This window comes from Tateyamaria sp., assembly GCF_039940735.1.
GTDB lineage: Bacteria > Pseudomonadota > Alphaproteobacteria > Rhodobacterales > Rhodobacteraceae > Tateyamaria.
In genome coordinates, this window is record NZ_JBDVGB010000050.1 from 1 (window position 1) to 17,899 (window position 17,899).

15 protein-coding genes and 2 pseudogenes are annotated in these 17,899 nt (G+C 51.7%); 9 read left to right on the forward strand and 8 right to left on the reverse strand.

Going from position 1 to position 17,899, the window contains the following annotated elements; genetic code table 11:
* Positions 1-486: 486 nt before the first annotated feature.
* Positions 487-720, reverse strand: a complete 234-nt coding sequence (locus ABJF76_RS10090; RefSeq protein WP_348366944.1) for a hypothetical protein — start codon at positions 718-720, stop codon at positions 487-489.
* Between the two features lie 102 nt (positions 721-822).
* On the opposite strand from ABJF76_RS10090, the gene ABJF76_RS10095 reads away from it, so the two are divergent.
* The gene (locus ABJF76_RS10095) at positions 823-1,005 is read left to right on the forward strand and encodes a hypothetical protein (protein WP_348366945.1); all 183 of its coding nucleotides are present in this window, start codon (positions 823-825) and stop codon (positions 1,003-1,005) included.
* Positions 1,006-1,411: 406 nt separating this feature from the next.
* Positions 1,412-1,543: pseudogene (locus ABJF76_RS10100) on the forward strand (IS3 family transposase); the annotation flags it as partial.
* 86 nt (positions 1,544-1,629) lie between these two features.
* Here ABJF76_RS10100 and ABJF76_RS10105 read toward each other — a convergent pair.
* Both ABJF76_RS10105 and ABJF76_RS10110 read right to left on the reverse strand, forming a co-directional pair.
* Positions 1,630-1,767, reverse strand: a pseudogene (locus ABJF76_RS10105) (helix-turn-helix domain-containing protein); the annotation flags it as partial.
* A 293-nt stretch (positions 1,768-2,060) separates the two neighbouring features.
* Entirely contained in the window at positions 2,061-3,773 is a 1,713-nt protein-coding gene (locus ABJF76_RS10110; protein WP_348366946.1) for a type I secretion protein, read from the reverse strand.
* Positions 3,774-4,196: 423 nt separating this feature from the next.
* Here ABJF76_RS10110 and ABJF76_RS10115 point away from each other — a divergent pair, with 423 nt between their 5' ends.
* Both ABJF76_RS10115 and ABJF76_RS10120 read left to right on the forward strand, forming a co-directional pair.
* Positions 4,197-5,252: a calcium-binding protein gene (locus tag ABJF76_RS10115; RefSeq protein ID WP_348366948.1), complete on the forward strand. Its 1,056-nt coding sequence runs from the start codon at positions 4,197-4,199 to the stop codon at positions 5,250-5,252.
* Positions 5,253-5,568: 316 nt separating this feature from the next.
* Positions 5,569-5,991 carry a hypothetical protein gene (locus ABJF76_RS10120; protein ID WP_348366949.1) on the forward strand — a complete coding sequence of 141 codons (423 nt, stop codon included), beginning with the start codon at positions 5,569-5,571 and terminating at the stop codon, positions 5,989-5,991.
* Here ABJF76_RS10120 and ABJF76_RS10125 read toward each other — a convergent pair.
* Positions 5,915-6,103 (reverse strand): HTH domain-containing protein, encoded by a 189-nt coding sequence (locus ABJF76_RS10125; RefSeq protein ID WP_413821055.1) that lies wholly within the window; start codon positions 6,101-6,103, stop codon positions 5,915-5,917. The genes ABJF76_RS10120 and ABJF76_RS10125 overlap by 77 nt on opposite strands.
* 345 nt (positions 6,104-6,448) lie before the next feature.
* Positions 6,449-7,369, reverse strand: coding sequence for a LysR family transcriptional regulator (locus ABJF76_RS10130; RefSeq protein WP_348504056.1), 921 nt, complete (start codon positions 7,367-7,369; stop codon positions 6,449-6,451).
* Positions 7,370-7,451: 82 nt separating this feature from the next.
* Here ABJF76_RS10130 and ABJF76_RS10135 point away from each other — a divergent pair, with 82 nt between their 5' ends.
* The 5 genes from ABJF76_RS10135 to ABJF76_RS10155 all read left to right on the forward strand — a co-directional run bounded on the left by ABJF76_RS10135 (position 7,452) and on the right by ABJF76_RS10155 (position 12,472).
* Entirely contained in the window at positions 7,452-8,828 is a 1,377-nt protein-coding gene (locus ABJF76_RS10135; protein WP_348366953.1) for a sensor histidine kinase, read from the forward strand.
* A 626-nt stretch (positions 8,829-9,454) separates the two neighbouring features.
* A complete protein-coding gene (locus ABJF76_RS10140; protein ID WP_348366955.1) occupies positions 9,455-10,318 on the forward strand; it encodes a hypothetical protein in 864 nt (287 codons plus the stop codon).
* 97 nt (positions 10,319-10,415) lie between these two features.
* Positions 10,416-10,661, forward strand: a complete 246-nt coding sequence (locus tag ABJF76_RS10145; protein WP_036560649.1) for a helix-turn-helix domain-containing protein — start codon at positions 10,416-10,418, stop codon at positions 10,659-10,661.
* Positions 10,661-11,953 carry a type II toxin-antitoxin system HipA family toxin gene (locus tag ABJF76_RS10150; protein ID WP_348366957.1) on the forward strand — a complete coding sequence of 431 codons (1,293 nt, stop codon included), beginning with the start codon at positions 10,661-10,663 and terminating at the stop codon, positions 11,951-11,953. The genes ABJF76_RS10145 and ABJF76_RS10150 overlap by 1 nt, the downstream gene beginning before the upstream one ends.
* Before the next feature lie 321 nt (positions 11,954-12,274).
* Entirely contained in the window at positions 12,275-12,472 is a 198-nt protein-coding gene (locus ABJF76_RS10155) for a hypothetical protein (RefSeq protein WP_303964642.1), read from the forward strand.
* Positions 12,473-12,945: 473 nt separating this feature from the next.
* Here the strand turns inward: ABJF76_RS10155 and ABJF76_RS10160 are convergent, their stop codons facing one another.
* From ABJF76_RS10160 to ABJF76_RS10170, 3 genes are all read right to left on the reverse strand, one after another.
* Positions 12,946-15,216: a molybdopterin guanine dinucleotide-containing S/N-oxide reductase gene (locus ABJF76_RS10160; RefSeq protein ID WP_413821056.1), complete on the reverse strand. Its 2,271-nt coding sequence runs from the start codon at positions 15,214-15,216 to the stop codon at positions 12,946-12,948.
* Between the two features lie 8 nt (positions 15,217-15,224).
* The gene (locus tag ABJF76_RS10165; RefSeq protein WP_413821057.1) at positions 15,225-16,844 is read right to left on the reverse strand and encodes a class I adenylate-forming enzyme family protein; all 1,620 of its coding nucleotides are present in this window, start codon (positions 16,842-16,844) and stop codon (positions 15,225-15,227) included.
* A gap of 88 nt (positions 16,845-16,932) precedes the next feature.
* On the reverse strand, positions 16,933-17,841 hold the full coding sequence (locus ABJF76_RS10170; protein ID WP_413821058.1) for a LysR family transcriptional regulator: 909 nt from the start codon (positions 17,839-17,841) through the stop codon (positions 16,933-16,935).
* Positions 17,842-17,899 lie beyond the last annotated feature (58 nt).

A 17,899-nucleotide genomic window follows, 5' to 3' on the forward strand; every position in this document is an offset into this window, starting at 1 on the left:
CAGGCGTGCCGCCCTCAGCCTGCTTCAACACGGCCATGATCTGTGCGTCGCTAAATCGTCCATTCTTCATCGTAAATCTCCTCAGATATCTTGCCGAGAAAATTCTACTTTTGAACACCACTAATTTTAGGGGGGATTACCATAAATTAGTTAACAAATTAGAAATTTAAAGGGTTTCATTGCGAAATTTGCGACCCACATCGTAGTAGATACATCTCGTATTTATACTAAAACGGGTAAAAGCAGGAGGCTTTGGCGACACTTTTCCCGTTGAATAAATATCTTAAGTCTCGTGGCCATCTCAACATCCTCGGTCAAAAAGGGGTTAGTTAGCCTAAGTGCGAACTCATGGTGAGGCGTATAAAGTCCCTGTATGTGAATTTTCTGACGTCATGGCAGTGACCGCTTTGGGCCGTTCATGTTGGTTAAATCGAGACCGTTCAGCAGGATTGTGGCGATGCGGCTAACGGCAGCTACGAGCCCACTTTACTGTTTTTCTACATTGCAGCCAAAGTCGGCTGTCGGGAAGCGGGCAAAAGTTACCCTGCAATAACGGCCCAAACCCGACATTCGCGAGTTGAAAAGCCGCTGCGGTGCAGCATTTCCCAAAGCTGACATTGATTGACCACCAAGCATTGCGCCAGATAATTTTCCGGCGTGGCGATCCAGGCGGCGTCGGCGTCCCAGAACGCGGTTAAAATTCGCCGATTCCAGCAACATGTAGGCGGCCTCTCGCTTGCGTGATTTTTGTTTACCATAGCGTTAAGGCGTCATTAACGAACTTAAGGCGGAATTTACCTACCGTTTATGGAGGTAAATAAAATGTCTGCAGAAGAGCGATTCAAAACGAGTGTATTGATCGCAGCTGACCATGCTCGTCGCGAAGGGTTCGATCAAACTTACTTGGCCCTTTTGGATGTTCTACGCGCTGCGATTTACAGCGATGAAAAGATAATTGGTAGCCCCATTGCTTCGATGCCAACCGTCGCTTGCGGTCGAAAATAAGGAGGCAAATGACCTTTTTGGAACCGGCTTAACCAGTCTTTAACGATAACACCTTCTGGTTATGCCTTATACCAATATGGTTATGCCTTATACCAATCTGGGGATTAGAAAATGCAAAAACACGACTGGCTCCTGGGGGTCTGCCAAGACCTCACAGACTACGCAATGATAAACGGGTTAGAGAACTTCGAAGATCATATGCAAAGAGCGGTACTGGCTGCCAGATACGACGTTATGTTGGCGACGTTAGACTCTCGCCACGAGAGGCAAGGCAACGTCGTCCGTCTTGATCCCAACATCGCATTTTACAAAGGGTAGCAGGCTTCAATGCCTGATGTAAATGATGTCTGTCACCCAACCCGAATCGGGCACATCAAGTTCGAATGGCGATCCCAGGTGTTGTCGAAAAAAATGGAAGGCCTTGCTAAGAGGATTGCAGGCTGATCGACCCAATCAAGTCTGGTGCGCGGACATTACGTATCTGCCAATGTGGTGCGACTTTCTGTATCTCGTCGCAATAATGGTTTCTGTGACAAGGTACCGTTCTTGATCCGTGAAAGTCACCGCCAACTCGCGCGACGCGTCACTCTGAAACTATCAAGGCGAAGTCGACAACTTTGCGCCTCAACTTTTTGAAAACGGGGTTTCAAGCGTGTTTGGCTTCAGAGATTGATCTTGCAACCCAGCCTCACCACGCTGCAAATATCGATCATACCAGCGATCGAACGTGGTGCGGGGAATGCCCAGCTTGGCCAGGGTCCGACCCGCTGAAAGATGGCGTTATTCCACGAGCCGAAAGATCGCCAGTTTTTCTGATGTAGCACACCAATTCGCGATCGTCGCCATCCACTCAGCCTTAGGATGGAGGTGTCCGGTCATTTTCGAACGCACGCTTACTTTAAACAAGCAGTTGGGGTGCACCAAAGCGAGATAGAGCCAACTCCAGTCAAAGGCCCTATTCAATTACCATACCATGACTCGTCGACTGAACTATCTGGCTCACCGTATGCATGGCAAGTAGCCGACAGATCACTTGGAAATTCAAATTTTGCTCATCAACCAAAACCAACAGCACCGGTCGCCAGCAAAAGCAAAAGGCCACCGGCCCAACCCAATCCGGATAACATGTCGTCGTCTTCAAGTGCGGAATCAAAATCCTCACTTCGTTCTTCGTCATCTGTTTCCAAAATCGGTACATCTGGAATGTCATTCATATGATCATCTTCGGACGCTACATCACTTGAGAAAGGATCTCCAGAATTCGCAAGTAACCAAGTTTCGCTGAAACCATCGGTCGGAATAATATCCGATAACGTAACCTGCATGATTTCTCCGGGATTGAGCGATGCTTCTAAGGTTCCATCCTCCATTACACTAGGTTCAACTTCCTCAACGACTGGCCTAGAGTTATTGGAGCCTGGTGAAACGTCATCTTCAACACCCAGCACCAAAATGTCCGACACGTCATAACTAGAAATCAATCCCGAAAAATCAATGTCCGCTGTCGCAGCCGAATCTTTGCTACCATTTAGTACATAAATAGCCAACTCATCTTCTCCTGCGAACATATGCACAGATACATCCCCAAATTCCGACTCTGTGTCCCTGTGCCCCGCTTGAAAGTTCAACAGAACTTTACCTGGTAGCGTTTCAGACATTAAAGCAAACATTTCGCCCGATGGAGTGGCGGATTCAAACTCCATTCCCTCTGCAAGAGCATTTCGCGTATCTTGAACCAAAGGCCAAACGTGCGCCTTGTCGACTCCGGTTCGACCAAATTCCTCCATAATCTGAAGCATTTCCTGAGCTTGATACAACCCGTAATCCTCATCGCGATCCAAACCGGGAGTTGATTTAAGATTCCACTCCGTAATATAAACCTCAATCCCAGGTATATCTTCCACCCAGGTATCGTTAATTTGATCTAGGTCGAAATATCGGGTGCTTTCGTTCTCTTCGCCGCGCGAGTAAATGTGCGTTACGACGCCGTCGACAGCTTCTTTTTCCAATTCTGTATCAAAACTTGATAGAACCAACTTGGTATTGACGTACCCCCAATTTACAGAACCACTTGCGAAGAGTGCGTCCTCTCCAAATTCTGTTCCATATTTTTCATTTAAATCTGAAATTACATCTTCGCTGGATACATCTTGATACTCATCACTGAGGCGAGAATGTGAGAAATTGTTACCTTTTTGAACAACGATATCGGTCGTGAAATTACTTGCCAAGCTTAGTTCGTCGTTAACTATGGTCGCCATTTCAGAGGCTAGCCTGCCATATTCAACGGCATTCATTTCACCTGAACCCCAGTATTCATTCCCAATTTCAATTGCCTGGATTTCCGCCGAACCGTATTCACCGGCAGCAACGTCTCGAATAAATTCTCTTAATTCGTCCTCGTTTATATTGGCAATTCGGTCCCCGTTCGCATCCGTTTCTACGGAAAGCTGTGTTCTAGTTGGGACCACAATTGTTACTGGTTGACCGGCGTCTTCCGCATAAGCCATGAAGTCAGACAGTCCAATCATTGGAACTTCCTGACCACTTCGCACATCGTAAGCCGTTTCCGCGTCAGGATTCGACAAATCAAATGAGTACTCAGTCAGCGACCCGCCCGGAAACCGCAATCCAGTTACACCTAGGTACTCTACAGCCTCTGCATAAGAACCTTCTCCTAAAAGCTCCCCTCGCGGTGCGAGCAGGTTTCCGCCGAAGAGATCTTCAGAATACCGCGCATCCCCCGCTATGGAAGGAAAATTGAACATATTTCACCCACTTATCGAACTGTAAAATTCGACCCAATACAGAATTCCGCATCAAGTTTTTGACACTCAATTCAAATCGAAATTCATCCCACGGGCAATTTGTCCCTATTTCGGTACTAATTGCCCCACCGAAAATAAGGTTTCCACAAAGTTGTAAACATTAGGTTGATTTTTCAGAAAGTGAATTCTGAACACTTGCAATAAATATGGCCTGAAATTTGTTGCAAATTCTTCACAAATTAATTGAAACATGATTGAAAATTGCATTCCATTAACATCACAGTTTAACGAAAGGCCTTCTTGTTTGTTCGCAACGGCCTTCAGTATCAATTTATTCAGATATGCTCGTTATAGAGACCACTCGTTTGATGCGGTCAAGGTGTCGGGCGACGAAAGGTCCTTACTCTTCAGGGAATATTATCAATGTTTGAACTATCTCTAATTTTGGGCTTGATTGTAGCAGGTGGCATTTTTGCTTTTACCTTAGATGGCGATGATGAAAATAATTCAGAAATTGAAGATCAGGAAGATTTTCAAAGTGATGAAGAATTCATCCACCCTAATGATGATGAAACACTATCCGGCGAAAATGCGGAACACCTTCCACCTGAAGTGGCGATACTTTCTATTGATTCCGCTGAATGGGTTTCTGAAGAAGTTCCCAGCTTAGATGTAAGCCAAATCAGTTCGATAACAGACTCAACCGAACCATTGAATATTTCAGATGGCAGTGCATCTGAACTTATCAATTTGTCGAATCATGCAAATGTTATTGTTTACTCTGGAGAAGGAGATACGGTTTTTGGCGGGGAAACAGGTGGCGCCGAAGACATATTTGTTTCCCTGTCCACAGGAGGGGCACAGGTTATTGGAGGAGACAGCGACGGCATCTTTCTTTCGAGTGGCCAAGGAGATGATATTTTCGCCGGAGCTGGTCACGATTTCCTGTTATCTGGGATTGAGTCTTCCACGCTCGATGGCGGCGATGGAAATGATACTATCTTTGGGTCCTACTCAACGTACTTTGAGAGTAGCTCCGATACGACCTATGATGAGCTTACTGACGGTTCTACCGATGTGATTTACGGAGGACGTGGCGATGACTTAATCTATGCTTCGTCCGGAGATGTCGTTTCGACTGGTCAAGGATCCGATGTCGTAAACGTGTTTGGCGCCGGTGCTGTCCTTACAGATTTTGATCCAGTTGAAGACCGGTTGACCGTTACACTTGAAAATACGGTGCTTTTTTCGGAGGGAGAAGATTTTCTTCTATCACAGTTTAATACTGTTGAAGAGAATGAACAAATTTCTGTTTACTTCAAGGACACACTCATCGTTAAGTTGAGCAATTCGGAAACCCTAGATATTGGCTTGAGGTTTGGTCGTGGGGAAACTGCCGAACTCGTGAGCATCCTTTCAGGCGAAGTGGTGGAGGACGCTGCCGTTTTAATTGTCCCATACTCTTCGAAGCTGGTTTGAGGTTTGCTGAACACAAAGAAGATGTATACTGTCAAAGACCACACCGCGCTGAGTTACTGTCAAATCTGGTGTTTGAGGGTTTTGGGTCAGGCGGCGATCTGGTCGGATTTAGTGGTTTCAATTCCGTCTTTGAATGTGACGCCCGTAATAACGTTGGCCAAATCTGACCTGATTCGATTCTAAGCTTATGGTCGACCAGGAACTCCTGACAAACAGGTCACATGTCGAAGTGCTATCGGTATCCTTTACACAACACTGATTTTGTTATGAAATATCACAAGCGACTAACTGGTCAAACTTTCCGCAAGGAATTGAAGTGACCGGACTTCTTCGGCTCATTGAACGCTCAATCTCCGCGTTCCAGAGATCTGCCCGCATGAAGCGGTTAGGTGAACTGGAACTGGAGATCACCATGAACTCGCATCGCACTAGGTATTTCGTGCTGGTCAGCAAGCAAATCCCGTACGGTTTCTTCCCGTTTGAAATCGGACAAAGCGACGCTGATCCTTGGTCTCTTTTGGACGGTTGGGAGTATCGATCCTACGAGGTTCCGAGCCCTGGCAGCCTTGAACGCGTCGAGGTCACCGGAGAAGATGTGTTTATCATCCAAGCATCTGGTTCCTCAATTAACGACATCAGCGGTGACGACATCAGCTTCGGCCCTAACCGACACCGGGTTCCCCCAATATTGAAGTTTGCATGGCCTGCAAGCTGGCAGTGTCGCGATAGATCGTTCTGATCGATACTTCGTGTATCGCCGCCAGATCACGCGCGAAAAGTGGTTTCTTAGCCCCGCGCAACAACTTAAGGATTTCGAAAAATCGTGTCGTTTTGATCCCATGTGCGCTCACTTCTTTTCCCTAACACAAAACACTACCGCCACACGGATGTCAGTAGAGATCCGTCATCCATTCACAAACAATGAAAAGCGCATCACGTAACAATGATCGATGCCAACTAAAGAAAAGCCGGAATTATCCTCGTTGTGGTCTCAGCGTTTGTCTTTAGTTCCACTAGTGTTTTTAACAATGACGTTTCAACCGAAGCTTGGGGGATCATCTTTTGGCGCGGGGTCGCGGCGGCAGCATTTACACTGGCCCATTTGGTCTTGCGCGGCACATTGCTTTTGGAGATTAAGGCCTTCAACAAACCCGCGTTTTTCGTGACCTTGATGATGGCTGCTAGCACGTCCGCCTTTAATCTCCCGGCTCAAAACTTCCCTCAACTACCTTGTCGGCCAAATCCGATAACCATTTTCGCTTACCAGAATCAGTGTTTCTTTGATGCCATAGCATTGTCGTCTGAATAATTGGTATCGTGAATGGAGGTTCCAAGTAACTGAATTCAGAAAATGCTGTATTAACAAGCTTCTTCGGAAGCGTCGCGACTAAGTTTGTGTCGGCCATCATCCGTGCCAACACAAAGGAATTTGACGCCGATAATCGGATGTCGCGGGCAATACCCATACTATTCGCCGCCATCTCGACGATGCTTTTGCCTTGTCCGCCGAAATCTAAAGTAGCATGTTTTGCCTCGTTGTACTGTGCGACCGTTTTCGGCCCCGTTCCCAACGTTTTGTCGAAAAAGCAAACGTGTCGATCTTCTGCAAAAGGTTGCGCACAAATTCCAGGCGGCACTTTTTCTACACGCACTGAGAAGATCAAATCAACCGTTCCTTGGGAGAGGTACGGCAAAATGTGTTCACGTGATCCAAGATCAATGAATCTAATCCTCGAATCCGGTGAGGTTCGCCAGACTGCTTGCCTCAAACGGTTAAGAACAGGAAGTAACTCAGTTAAGTTTGATGCAATGGTGATAGGCGAAGGGTCTAGCCGCGGGTCATATTGGCTTTCAATGGCCAGCCCTTCGAGCCCGGCGACAACTGATCTCGCCCGAGGTGCGATTTGGGTTGCCAGGTAAGTAGGAATGATGCCGCGCCCGCTTTTGGTGAACAGTGGATCGTTCAAACAACGTCGCAATTTGTCTAAGCTGTGGCTTACCGCAGATTGACTGATGCCCAAATGTTCAGCAGCCCTTGTCACAGATTCTAGGTCGAAAACGGCCAAGAAAAGCCTGAGGGTCTTGCCATCCAAGGACAACACATCTGTTTCTCTCATGGGTTTTCTTTCAGTGCGTGATTGATTGCTCATGACATCAATATAATGTCATATCAATCACAATGTAGTGAGGTGGATTGTAATGACCGCACGTAAATACCGAGATAAACACCAAATTTTGAGGCAATCAGAGCGATTGTTGAGCATCGAGTTTGTGATGCAGTTCACTCTGGTTGCGGCTTGTACCATCGCAGGGTGGTTCCAGCTCGGAATGGATATTCTCGTTATCTGGTTTTGCGTGCACTATACTCTAGTTTTTCTCGAGAAGTATGCCCTTCATATCTCTCGAGGCTTCAACTCTCGGGCTGTCTATTTCGGAATCTTGGGGCTCAACCTACTCATTGGGTGCGCGTTTTCGTCTTTACCGATATTTCTATGGTACCAAAATGAAGACATTTATCAGTTCGCAGCGTTGGCCATGATTGTAGGAGCGACGCTAAACACTCTGCTTGTTCGTTCCATATTATGGGAAGTCATGCTGTGTTACCTCATTCCAAATACACTTGCCATTTTTGCAATTGCTTTGTGTTTTGTCTTGGAAATTCACTGCACTGGGAATTCACTGATCTCGACTGTGATTGCGATCAGCATTTTTCTCTACATGCTTGTCGCTGTGCGAGAAGCCTACATCGCAAATCAAAAAAGGCTTCTGGCTCAGCGCTATCTATTCCAAGCGCAAAAGATGGAGGCCATCGGCAATCTGAGCGGTGGGATAGCTCATGATTTCAATAACTTACTAAACGTTGTTTCTGGGAACTTGGAGCTTTTGAGCGATCCGCAGAATACCTATCCGCCAGCTGAGCTGATCCAGGAAGCCAAAATGGCTACTGCAAGAGGAGCAAAATTGACAAAAAGCCTTCTTGCATTCGGACGGACTCCTAGCGCTAACTTACGTGCAGAGAAAATTCAGCCAATATTGGCTGAACTCAACCAAATGCTTGTTCGGTTGCTCCCATCGTCAATTGATATTGAGATGCTGATAGACGACAATCTACCAGAAGTCCAAGTTGAGAAGAACGCTTTGATGTCGGCACTGCTCAATCTCGCTGTCAACGCTGGTGATGCAATGACCCAGTCAGGAAAATTGACCATATGTGTCAACATCTCCCAGAAAAAAGACGTTTCGAAGGGCTCATTTTCCGGGCTGAACGGTGATCAGTACTATGTCATTTTCAAAGTGCTCGATACCGGGCATGGAATTCCGGAAAATATTATTGGAAAGATCGCTACTCCCTTCTTTACAACCAAAGAACCGGGTAAGGGGACAGGCCTTGGCCTTGCGATGGTCGCCGAATTTGCATCACAATCAGGTGGGTGGCTAGACCTATCTAACCGTCCCTCTGGAGGCGCAAAAGCTACACTTGTGCTCGCTCTCGATCAAAATTGGCAACCAACTTTGCCGAAGAGTGAACGTGTCTTGGATCAACACCGATTTGAATGCCCGCTCGTTGACCGCTGAGCGGTGCAATTTGATCTGCTCTTTTGTGCTGCCTTCAGCCTAGGTTCTATTATCGGACTAGGTGAAAGATCCTCAGGCAACTCGACATGACTTACCTCTTAAAAACGCCAGCGCGCCTGGACTGTTGCCGAATTGGAGGCGCAATTTCCGCTCTTACGTATTTCACACAGAAATTTCCAACTGTAGCGAAGGTCTGCTTTCCGCCCATGTTGCTAGGCTTTCACCACAATTTCATCGGAAAATTACCGCTGAAAACGATTTGCGTTCAGATTCCCATAGGGGGTCCTGATCGCGCTTTACTCAATAAGTTGTTGTAATTTAACTATAGTTGGAGGCGAGTACAGGAATCGAACCGGTGTACACGGATTTGCAATCCAGAAAGAGCGCAAGCGAAAACAACGGCTTAGGGGTGCAAAACACCCCCTGACAAAAAGTGAACAAAAAGCGAAAGTTTCAAAGCCCAATTCGCCGGTTCAAAACGAAAAAGGCCCCGTCACAGCGGCAACTGTGAACCGGGGCCAAATTGAAAAAGCCTGTCAGCTTTCGCAGCACATTAGCATGAGCCAGTGCCGCACCGCAAACGCTCAGGCGGCTTTTTCGCGGCCTCTGACTGATGAGGTGGTCCAATGAGCTGGCGTATCGCAAACGAATGCGCCGAGCGCCGCTTTGGCAGCGCCGCGCGCAAGCAGATCATCATGTTCCTGGCGGATAAGGCGAGCGATGACGGCTCGGGCATCTGGTGTTCCAAGGGGACGATCCAGCGCCACACAGAGCTCAGCGAGAGCACGGTGAAGCGCACCATCATCGACTTCCTGCGCGAAGGCATTCTGATTGAGACAGGGCGGCGGCAATGCAAGAACGGCTACACCGTCATCTACCGCATCGTTCTGGAGCGCGTGGCCGCGCTCGAACCCACGGCTGAGCCCGACATTGAGACGGGGGTCACCGTGAACCCCGTCCAGTCTGAACCCGGTACGGGGTCCACGGTGAACGGGGTACGGGGTTCACGGTGGACCCCAAACCATCCTAAAACCATCCATAAACCACCTACGCGCAGGCGCGAGGCGGCGGAGGAGGTTGAAGATCTTGAATCTGAGAAGATCCTGGCGGCCTATCCCGAGGACAGGGTCCGAGACCGGCGAACCAGTCTGCGCTTGATCGCAGCCGCCGTGAAAGCCGGGGTAAAGCCCGATGGTCTGCTGCAGTCGGTCAAGGCCTATGCGAAGGAAAGTGACGGCTACACGCGCAGCAAGGTTTGTTTCTCAGACAACTGGTTCAAGATGCGCCGATGGGAGAAGGGCCTTGCCCAGATACAGGCGGACCGCGAGAAGGCACGAGAGGCCGAAGCCAAAGGTCGTGCCAGCCTCACCGAGTGGATCCACGAGCGCCATCCCCTGTGTCGTCACATCACCAACCGGCAGGTCGAGGACTTAATTGCATCGAAGCTGGTGACGCCTGAGCAGGTTCGAGCTGCGGGGCTGCAGGCATGAGTGCGGCTCGATTGTTACGCTATGGCGTAAAAATTGAATATTTACGTTGCAGCGTAATTTGTTTTGATTTACGCTCTGCCGTAAAAGGAGCCGCATCATGGACCTCACAGCACGAACGGCCGAGCAGATCGGCGAGGCACTCCGCCGGACGCGCAAAGCGCGCGGCTGGACCCAAAGCGATATCAGTGCGCGCACAAATTTGCGTGTCGCGACAATCTCGTCGCTGGAGAATGGCGACGCGGGAACCAAGCTCGCCACGGTGCTCGCTGTCATGGCAGCACTCGGGCTTGAGTTCCGATTGGTGGAGCGCGGTGGTTCGCTTGAGATTGAGGATATCTTCTGATGGCCAAACGCGGGCGTAGCGGCACGATGCAGGTCCTTCTGAATGGAAGGCTGGTGGGGGCTTTGCGTCTCGCAGGCTCGGGCGCAATCAACTTCACCTATGATCCGGACTGGCTGTCGTGGCAACACGCCATGCCCATCTCGCTTTCGCTGCCTTTGCGTGAAGAGGCGCACCAAGGTGGTCCTGTCATTGCCTACCTGGAAAATCTGCTGCCGGACAATCAGGCGATACGTGAGCGCGTCGCTGCACGGGTGCGTGCAGGCGGTACGGACGCCTGGCACATGCTGGAGAAAATCGGGCGCGATTGCGTGGGGGCCTTGCAGTTCGTCTCTGGTGAGGTCCCAGAGGATGGCACACTCGAGGGAGAGCCCGTGTCTGAGGCGCAGATTGCCGATATGCTGCGCAACCTCGCGAGCGCTCCGCTAGGCTTGGACGAGGAAGACGACTTTCGCATTTCAATCGCCGGGGCGCAGGAGAAAACAGCGCTGCTGCGCCACGAAGGCGCGTGGATCCGTCCATCGGGTCTCACCCCCACGACACATATTCTCAAGACGCAGCTTGGCGTCCTGCCCGCAGGGATCGACTTGTCCGACAGCGTCGAGAACGAATTTTTCTGCATGAGCTTTTGCCGTGCCATGGGCATGGATGTGGCGGAGGTCGAGATTGCCGATTTTGAAGATGTGCGGAGCCTTGTTGTGACGCGGTTTGACCGGCGCTGGACCAAAGATGGCCGCTTGATCCGCCTCCCGCAGGAAGACTTTTGCCAAGCGCTCACAGTCCCGCCCAGTCAGAAATACCAAATGGATGGTGGGCCAGGGATTACCGAAGGGATCGGGTTGCTGACCGGTAGTGATGATCCCGAGGCCGATCAGCGCGCCTTCTTCCGCGCGCAGGTGCTGTTTTGGCTCCTGGGAGCGACGGATGGGCATGCGAAGAATTTCAGCATCGCATTGCGCCCTGGTGGTTTCCTTATGACCCCGCTTTATGACGTGCTGAGCGCACAAAAAGCTGTGGATGACGGTCAAATCCGCCAGAACCGGATGCGCCTCGCGATGGCAGTCGACGGGCACTACCGCATCAATGAGGTGGTGCCGCGCCATTTCCTGCAGGCTGCGAAGGCGGCAGGTTTTGGTATGGCGCTGGCGGAACAGGTCTTGTCGGACATCGCGGCAGAGCTTGAACCCGCCATGGACAAGACACTTACAGACTTGCCGGATGGGTTCCCGCAGCCATTGGCCGAAGCCATTGTTGCTGGCGCGCGACGTCGCGCAGCTGCCTTTCGTCCCGTATGATCCGCAGATCATATTTCCGCTTTATGATCGGTAGATCATATTTACTGCGCGCAATCTGCAGGCCCAGTACAGGAGTTGCAGCGTTCCGGGCCAGCTTTGACGGACCAGCCCACAGATTGATGGCCAAACTCAGACCCTCAACGCCGTGTTTCTGATTGCTGAACATAAGCGGGCAGCCGTAGCAGACGCGGTGCAAGCCCCGCTTCAACAAGAAAATTCCCCTGCGCCAGCGCATTCCTCGCGAGGCAAGTTTCTCGCTGACAGCCCCTTGGTGCCAGCTTTGGCCATGTTCATCGAAACACTCAAAGTGAGGATCAAAAAATGGCTACTCAAACTCTGAAACTGAACGTCAAATCCGGCGAAAAAGACGGCAAGAACTTCTGGGATCGCTGCGGCGTGCTCTTCGTCAACACTGACGACAGCGGCAACATCACGTCGATCAACGTCAAACACAGCATGTTCCCCGATGTCGAAATGGTCGCCTTCCCGCGCCGCGATGACGATCCAGTCACGGAATGACTGCGGTGCCGGGGCGGGTAGTCCGCCCCGGGTAACCCCGAAGTTAGGTGTGGATCGCTGCCAATTGGACTTCCACAAGCATCCGATGTCGCTTCAGTGCAACTCCTCGGACCGGACTTTCGCTGCAAGTGCAGAACCGGCAGTTGGGGGAACTGGTGCTAAGCGGGACAAAAGTTGCCTTTGCTGGTGCAGCGGTTGCCCACGCAGCATTAGCCAACACATGCAGCGGCGTTCATGCCGCGTCGCAATTCAAATCGTCGAAGCGGTCGTCCCCAGCCGGTCTCGGCGTCACCATTCAAACTGCACTTCGTCGCATGATGTCCGGACAAGAGAGACGCGTGTCCGAGTGGACTTGGAAAGCTTTTTTGCTTGTGGCGCGCGTCAGCCAATGCAAATAGGTCCGCCCAGCCGGACAAGTACTATGGTCATCCCACGCGAATTTTGAAGTCTTGTTTTGCTGTTCAGCGTTCAGTTCACCTTTTTTGTTGAGGCACTTTGCCTGCAATAGTCTCTACTTTGACAAGGCAAGAATGCGCCACGGGACCCTGGGCCAGTCTTGATGTGCCTTTGTCACGGGTCAGCACGTTCGGGTTGCCACGGCGGCAGAGGCCGCCGTCAGAATAGAGCCATGCGCCGGTCGCAATCTGGATAACGCCGGGTCGGATCATGTCGCTGATCCGCAGTTCAGCAAGGCATGCGCCGCGGGTGTTGTGAATTTTGACAATCTGACCTTCGATCAGCCCGCGCACCGCAGCGTCTCTCGGGTGCATCGTCATCGGTTCAACGCCCTTTGGCCGGTCAGCCTGGCTGACCGCGCCGTGATCTAACTGGCTGTGCAGCTTGTTGCGGGGCTGGTTGGATATCATGTGCAGGTCATCCGGGGCAGCAGCGCCTAGCCATTCGGTCGGTTCCATCCACGCGGGGTGGCCGGGACAATCGTCATAGCCGAAGTCTGCGATGGTCTGCGAAAAGATTTCGATCCTGCCCGACGGTGTGGCGAGCGGGTTGGCCTCTGGGTCGGTGCGAAAAGCGTGCAGCATGACAGTGGGCTTGTCCGGCACCGGTACCTTGACCCAGCCGTCGCGCTGCAAGCTCTCCCAATCGGGCAACTCAACACTTTGTCCTGCGGCCTGTTGGCGCGAAACCTCCCAGATCCAGCGTTGCCAATCCTGCGGGCTGCGCCCTTCGGTAAACGCTTCTTCTACCCCCATTTCAGCGGCAATGCCACGTAGGATTTCGTGATCATCACGCGCCTGTCCCACGGGTTCGATGGCGCGGTCCATCACCACTTGATAGGGGTCTTTGGGCGTCAGTGCGATGTCGCTGCGCTCCAGCGGCGTGGTGCAGGGCAGCACTATATCGGCATGTTGGGCCAGTGCGTTCCAGCACCATTCATTGGCGATGATGGTCTCGGGCTTGGCCCAGGCCCGCCGCATGCGGTTCAGATCCTGATGGTGATGGAACGGGTTGCCACCGGCCCACCAGACGAGCCGGATGTCGGGATACTCGTAAGACGCGCCGTCATAGTCGAATTTCCCGCCCGGGGTCTCCAGCATGTCTGTCACGCGCGCCACGGGGATGAAATCCGGCACAGGATTATGGCCTTGCGGAAAGGACGCATAGTTGATTGGCGTGCGGTTCAATCCGGTGTTGTTCATCGCCGAATAGCCGAACCCAAGGCCCGTCCCCGGCAGGCCGATCTGCCCCAGCATCGCCGCAAGTGCGATGGCCGCCCAAAACGGTTGTTCGCCGTGATCCTGACGTGTCAAAGCCCAAGCGGTTGAGATCATTGACCGGCTGCGCGCCATGCGACGGGCCAAATCACGGATGGTGTCGGCAGGTAGTTCGCAGATATCTGCGGCCCATTCAGGTGATTTGGGAATGCCATCCGTTTTGCCCAACAGATAGTCAGCAAAACGCGCAAAACCGACGGTGTAGCGGTCAAGGAACGCTTGATCGTGCAGGTCTTCGCCCAGCAACACATGGGCCAGCGACAGCATCAGCGCCACGTCCGTATTGGGACGTATCGCCAGCCAATCTGCGTTGACCTGATCCAGCAGGTCCGCCCCTAGAGGAGAGATATTGACGAACTTGACGCCTGCCTCTTGTGCGGCGAGCAATCCGCCTTTCTGTACGTGCGCGCCAGTGCCCCCCTGACTGATTTGCCCATTCTTCAAAGGCACACCGCCGAAGGCGACGAACAGGTCACAATCTGATGCAATGCTTTCCCAGCTTGTGGTTGTATCCAAATGCCCGCGGAAGGTGCCGAGGACATGAGGTACGAGCACCTCTGCCGCAGCAAAGGAATACGTGTTTTTGGAACCGGTATATCCACCGATACAGTTCAGAAACCGCTTGAGCTGGCTTTGCGCATGGTGAAACCGCCCAGCACTTGCCCAGCCGTAAGACCCGGCATAAATCGCGCGGTTTCCATGGGTGGTGCGCACGCGGGTAAGCTCTGCAGCGACCAGCCGGTTGGCTTCCTCCCAGGTAACCTCCACGAATGCGTCCGACCCGCGTTTGTCACCCGCCGTGCCCGGGCCACCTTCCAGCCAGCTCTTGCGCACCATCGGGGCCGTGATCCGTGTTGGGCCGTCAAGCACATCCACTATCCCCGGCCCAATTGGCGAGGGATCTGGGTCATGCTCAAACCCACGAAGGTTGGTGACACGACCATTCTCAACATCCACCCGGTAGGTGCCCCAATGCGTGCTTGTGAGCAGATCCCGTTCGGATTTCGTCATTGGATCACCTATGCCGTTAAAGGTGTGAGTTCACCGCGTTCGAACAAATCGCGCAAGGCGAATTTCTGGATCTTGCCGGACCCGGTCATCGGAAAGCTTTTGACCTCAATCCAAAGATTTGGCGTTTTTTGTGGAGACAATTCGGATCGGCAATGAGATTTCAGTTCCGCCGCGCTCAAAGTTGCATCGCCCGATGGCCGGAGGAAACACGCAATTAACTCGCCCCACTTCTCGTCGGCGATACCGACCACAGCGACTTCTTGAATCTCTGGATGCGTTAGCATCGCATTCTCGATTTCCGCAGGGAAGTGGTTCTCTCCGCCACGAATAATCATCTCTTTGACCCGACCGGTGATCTTGAGATAGCCTCGATCGTCCATTGTGCCCAAATCACCAGTATGAAGCCAACCATCTGCGTCAATCGTCGCCTGCGTGGCTTTCGGGTTCTCGTGATATTCAAGCATAGTGCACGGACCGCGAGCGCAGATTTCACCTGGCTCGTTCAGCTCAGCGCAGGAATTGTCGCTCAAACGTCGGATGGACACGTCTGTTCGCGGGATCGGCTGGCCAATCGTCTTGCAGATATCTTCAATGCTGTCGTCCAAGTGGTGCTGGGTGATGACTGGGCAGTGTTCCGTTTGGCCATAGAGGGTCGAAAATCCGCATCCAAACGCTTTTTTCACCCGTCGAACCAAATCCGCGGCAACATTTGCGCCGCCACAGCTGATCACGCGCAACGCAGTTGTATCACGCGGGTTGGCTTCCTGTTCCTCAAGTAGGGCGACCACCATTGTCGGAACGCCTAAGACGACATCGGCCTTTTCGCTTTCAAGCAGATCGACGATGCGCGGCGCGTCAAACAAGCTGACAAGCACCACATGCGCCCCTGCCTGCATCGCTCCCAGTGTAACCATCCCACAGCCGGATGTGTGAAACATCTGCATGATGTTGATCCAGATGCTGTGTTCCGTGACGCCGCAGCGATCTGCATAAAAGCGCGCGTTGTTCAAAAGCCCCCCATGGGACAAAAGTGCTGCTTTTGGAAACCCGGTCGTTCCTGACGTGTATTGAATTTGTGCCGGATCTGAGGTCGAAACCTCAGGAAGACGTGCCTCGTTTGAGCCTCGTGCGAACAAAACGTCGTGATCATCAAGATCAGTTACTTCCCGCAGGGTCGTATTGCCGTCGCTGGCAAGCTTGGCGATCTGTGCCATAGGGTTGCCCCTGAATTCCTGAACATGGAACAGGCCAACAGCGCCAGACTGCTCGAGTACATACCGAAGTTCTTTGGCTTGCAGCGATGGATTGGCCGTTACAAGCACCAGACCGGCAAGCGCACAGGCATATTCCATCAAAACCCATTCAGGGCTGTTTGGAGACCAGACCACAATCTTTTCGCCCTTGGTAAAACGCGAACTCAAAGCAAGCGCTAGTCGTTCGCAATCATCCCAAAGCGCGCCGTATGTCCAGGAGCGTCCCCGAGACCCATCTTGACGGATCTCAGTCAGTGCCGGCCTGTAGATGTTGCTTGCTGTGACCTCCCTTAGGCCTTCGCCAATAGGCACATCGATTGCATCCATGTCTGACTGAGCTGGGAAATACGCTTTTTCGAGGTGTAAGTTGTACATTTGTGGCTCTGATTATTCATTGTTCTCATAAAATATCAGAGGCAACGTGCCGCGAATTCTCAAATATCAAAAATCTATGTATTGATAATTACTTTGTATCAACGGCGTTGGCTAACGACTTGCGCACAGCGTCGACAAACGGGGCTACAATTGGGTTCGCGCTGTCGCTGCGCCAAATCAGTGAGGTCGTGATAACATCGCCAACATCGCTGATCGGAATAGCCCGCAAACCAAAGCGCGCGGCGTTCATGATGCAATTGGGATAGATTAGAACCCCCATGCCGCCCAGAACGAGGGACAGCATCTCGTCGCGCAAGTAAGCCCGCTGAGAAATCTCGAGCGAGAAGCCACGGGCAATACAATGCTCGTTGACCATATCCGTATACCGCTCCCATCTGGCGTCGCCCGCAATGATGGGTTCGCCTTTGAGCTCTTCCAGCTCCAGCGTGGCCCTCTTGGCCAACCGATGCGCTCTGGGCACAACAGCGGCAAGTCCTTCAACACTGAAAACCAATCGCCGGAAATCCGGCGGAATAGGCGTGTCCATGTCAAAAATAAACCCGATATCTATCTGGTCTTTCTGCATTTTTTCAATCTGTTCAAGCGTGCGGGCGAAACCTATGTCAATCTGTATCTTCGGGTTTTTCGACCGAAAATTTTCCAGCACATCGGGCAATCCACCCAGGATCGCAAAATCCACGTAATTTAGTCGTAGCCTGCCGCCTTTGCCGTCTGCCGCATCGCGGGCTTCCAATGTGGCAGTCTCAACCATCTCAAAAATCTGATCGATGCGCGCATAAAGCGCGGTGCCAGCCGCAGTCAGTTCCACAGATCGTGTTGTTCGGAAGAACACCGACGTTCCCAGAACATCCTCCAGCGCCTTAACAGAGTTCGACAGCGCTGGCTGGGATGTGTTCAGGACGTCAGCGCTTTTTCGAAAACTGCCTTGCTCAACTACGGTTTTGAAGACGAGGAGTTGGCGAAGTGTTGGTAGCATTATTGATATTCCAAAGTTATCAAAACATAGAAAACTAATAATGGAAAATATCAGGTTT

Coding starts and splice junctions, on each gene's coding strand:
- ABJF76_RS10115 (WP_348366948.1), top strand. CDS start 4,197: ATGTTTGAACTATCTCTAATTTTGGGCTTGATTGTAGCAGGTGGCATT.
- ABJF76_RS10110 (WP_348366946.1), bottom strand. CDS start 3,773: ATGTTCAATTTTCCTTCCATAGCGGGGGATGCGCGGTATTCTGAAGAT.
- ABJF76_RS10090 (WP_348366944.1), bottom strand. CDS start 720: ATGTTGCTGGAATCGGCGAATTTTAACCGCGTTCTGGGACGCCGACGC.
- ABJF76_RS10155 (WP_303964642.1), top strand. CDS start 12,275: ATGGCTACTCAAACTCTGAAACTGAACGTCAAATCCGGCGAAAAAGAC.
- ABJF76_RS10140 (WP_348366955.1), top strand. CDS start 9,455: ATGAGCTGGCGTATCGCAAACGAATGCGCCGAGCGCCGCTTTGGCAGC.
- ABJF76_RS10170 (WP_413821058.1), bottom strand. CDS start 17,841: ATGCTACCAACACTTCGCCAACTCCTCGTCTTCAAAACCGTAGTTGAG.
- ABJF76_RS10135 (WP_348366953.1), top strand. CDS start 7,452: ATGACCGCACGTAAATACCGAGATAAACACCAAATTTTGAGGCAATCA.
- ABJF76_RS10165 (WP_413821057.1), bottom strand. CDS start 16,844: ATGTACAACTTACACCTCGAAAAAGCGTATTTCCCAGCTCAGTCAGAC.
- ABJF76_RS10150 (WP_348366957.1), top strand. CDS start 10,661: ATGGCCAAACGCGGGCGTAGCGGCACGATGCAGGTCCTTCTGAATGGA.
- ABJF76_RS10160 (WP_413821056.1), bottom strand. CDS start 15,216: ATGACGAAATCCGAACGGGATCTGCTCACAAGCACGCATTGGGGCACC.
- ABJF76_RS10130 (WP_348504056.1), bottom strand. CDS start 7,369: ATGAGAGAAACAGATGTGTTGTCCTTGGATGGCAAGACCCTCAGGCTT.
- ABJF76_RS10145 (WP_036560649.1), top strand. CDS start 10,416: ATGGACCTCACAGCACGAACGGCCGAGCAGATCGGCGAGGCACTCCGC.
- ABJF76_RS10095 (WP_348366945.1), top strand. CDS start 823: ATGTCTGCAGAAGAGCGATTCAAAACGAGTGTATTGATCGCAGCTGAC.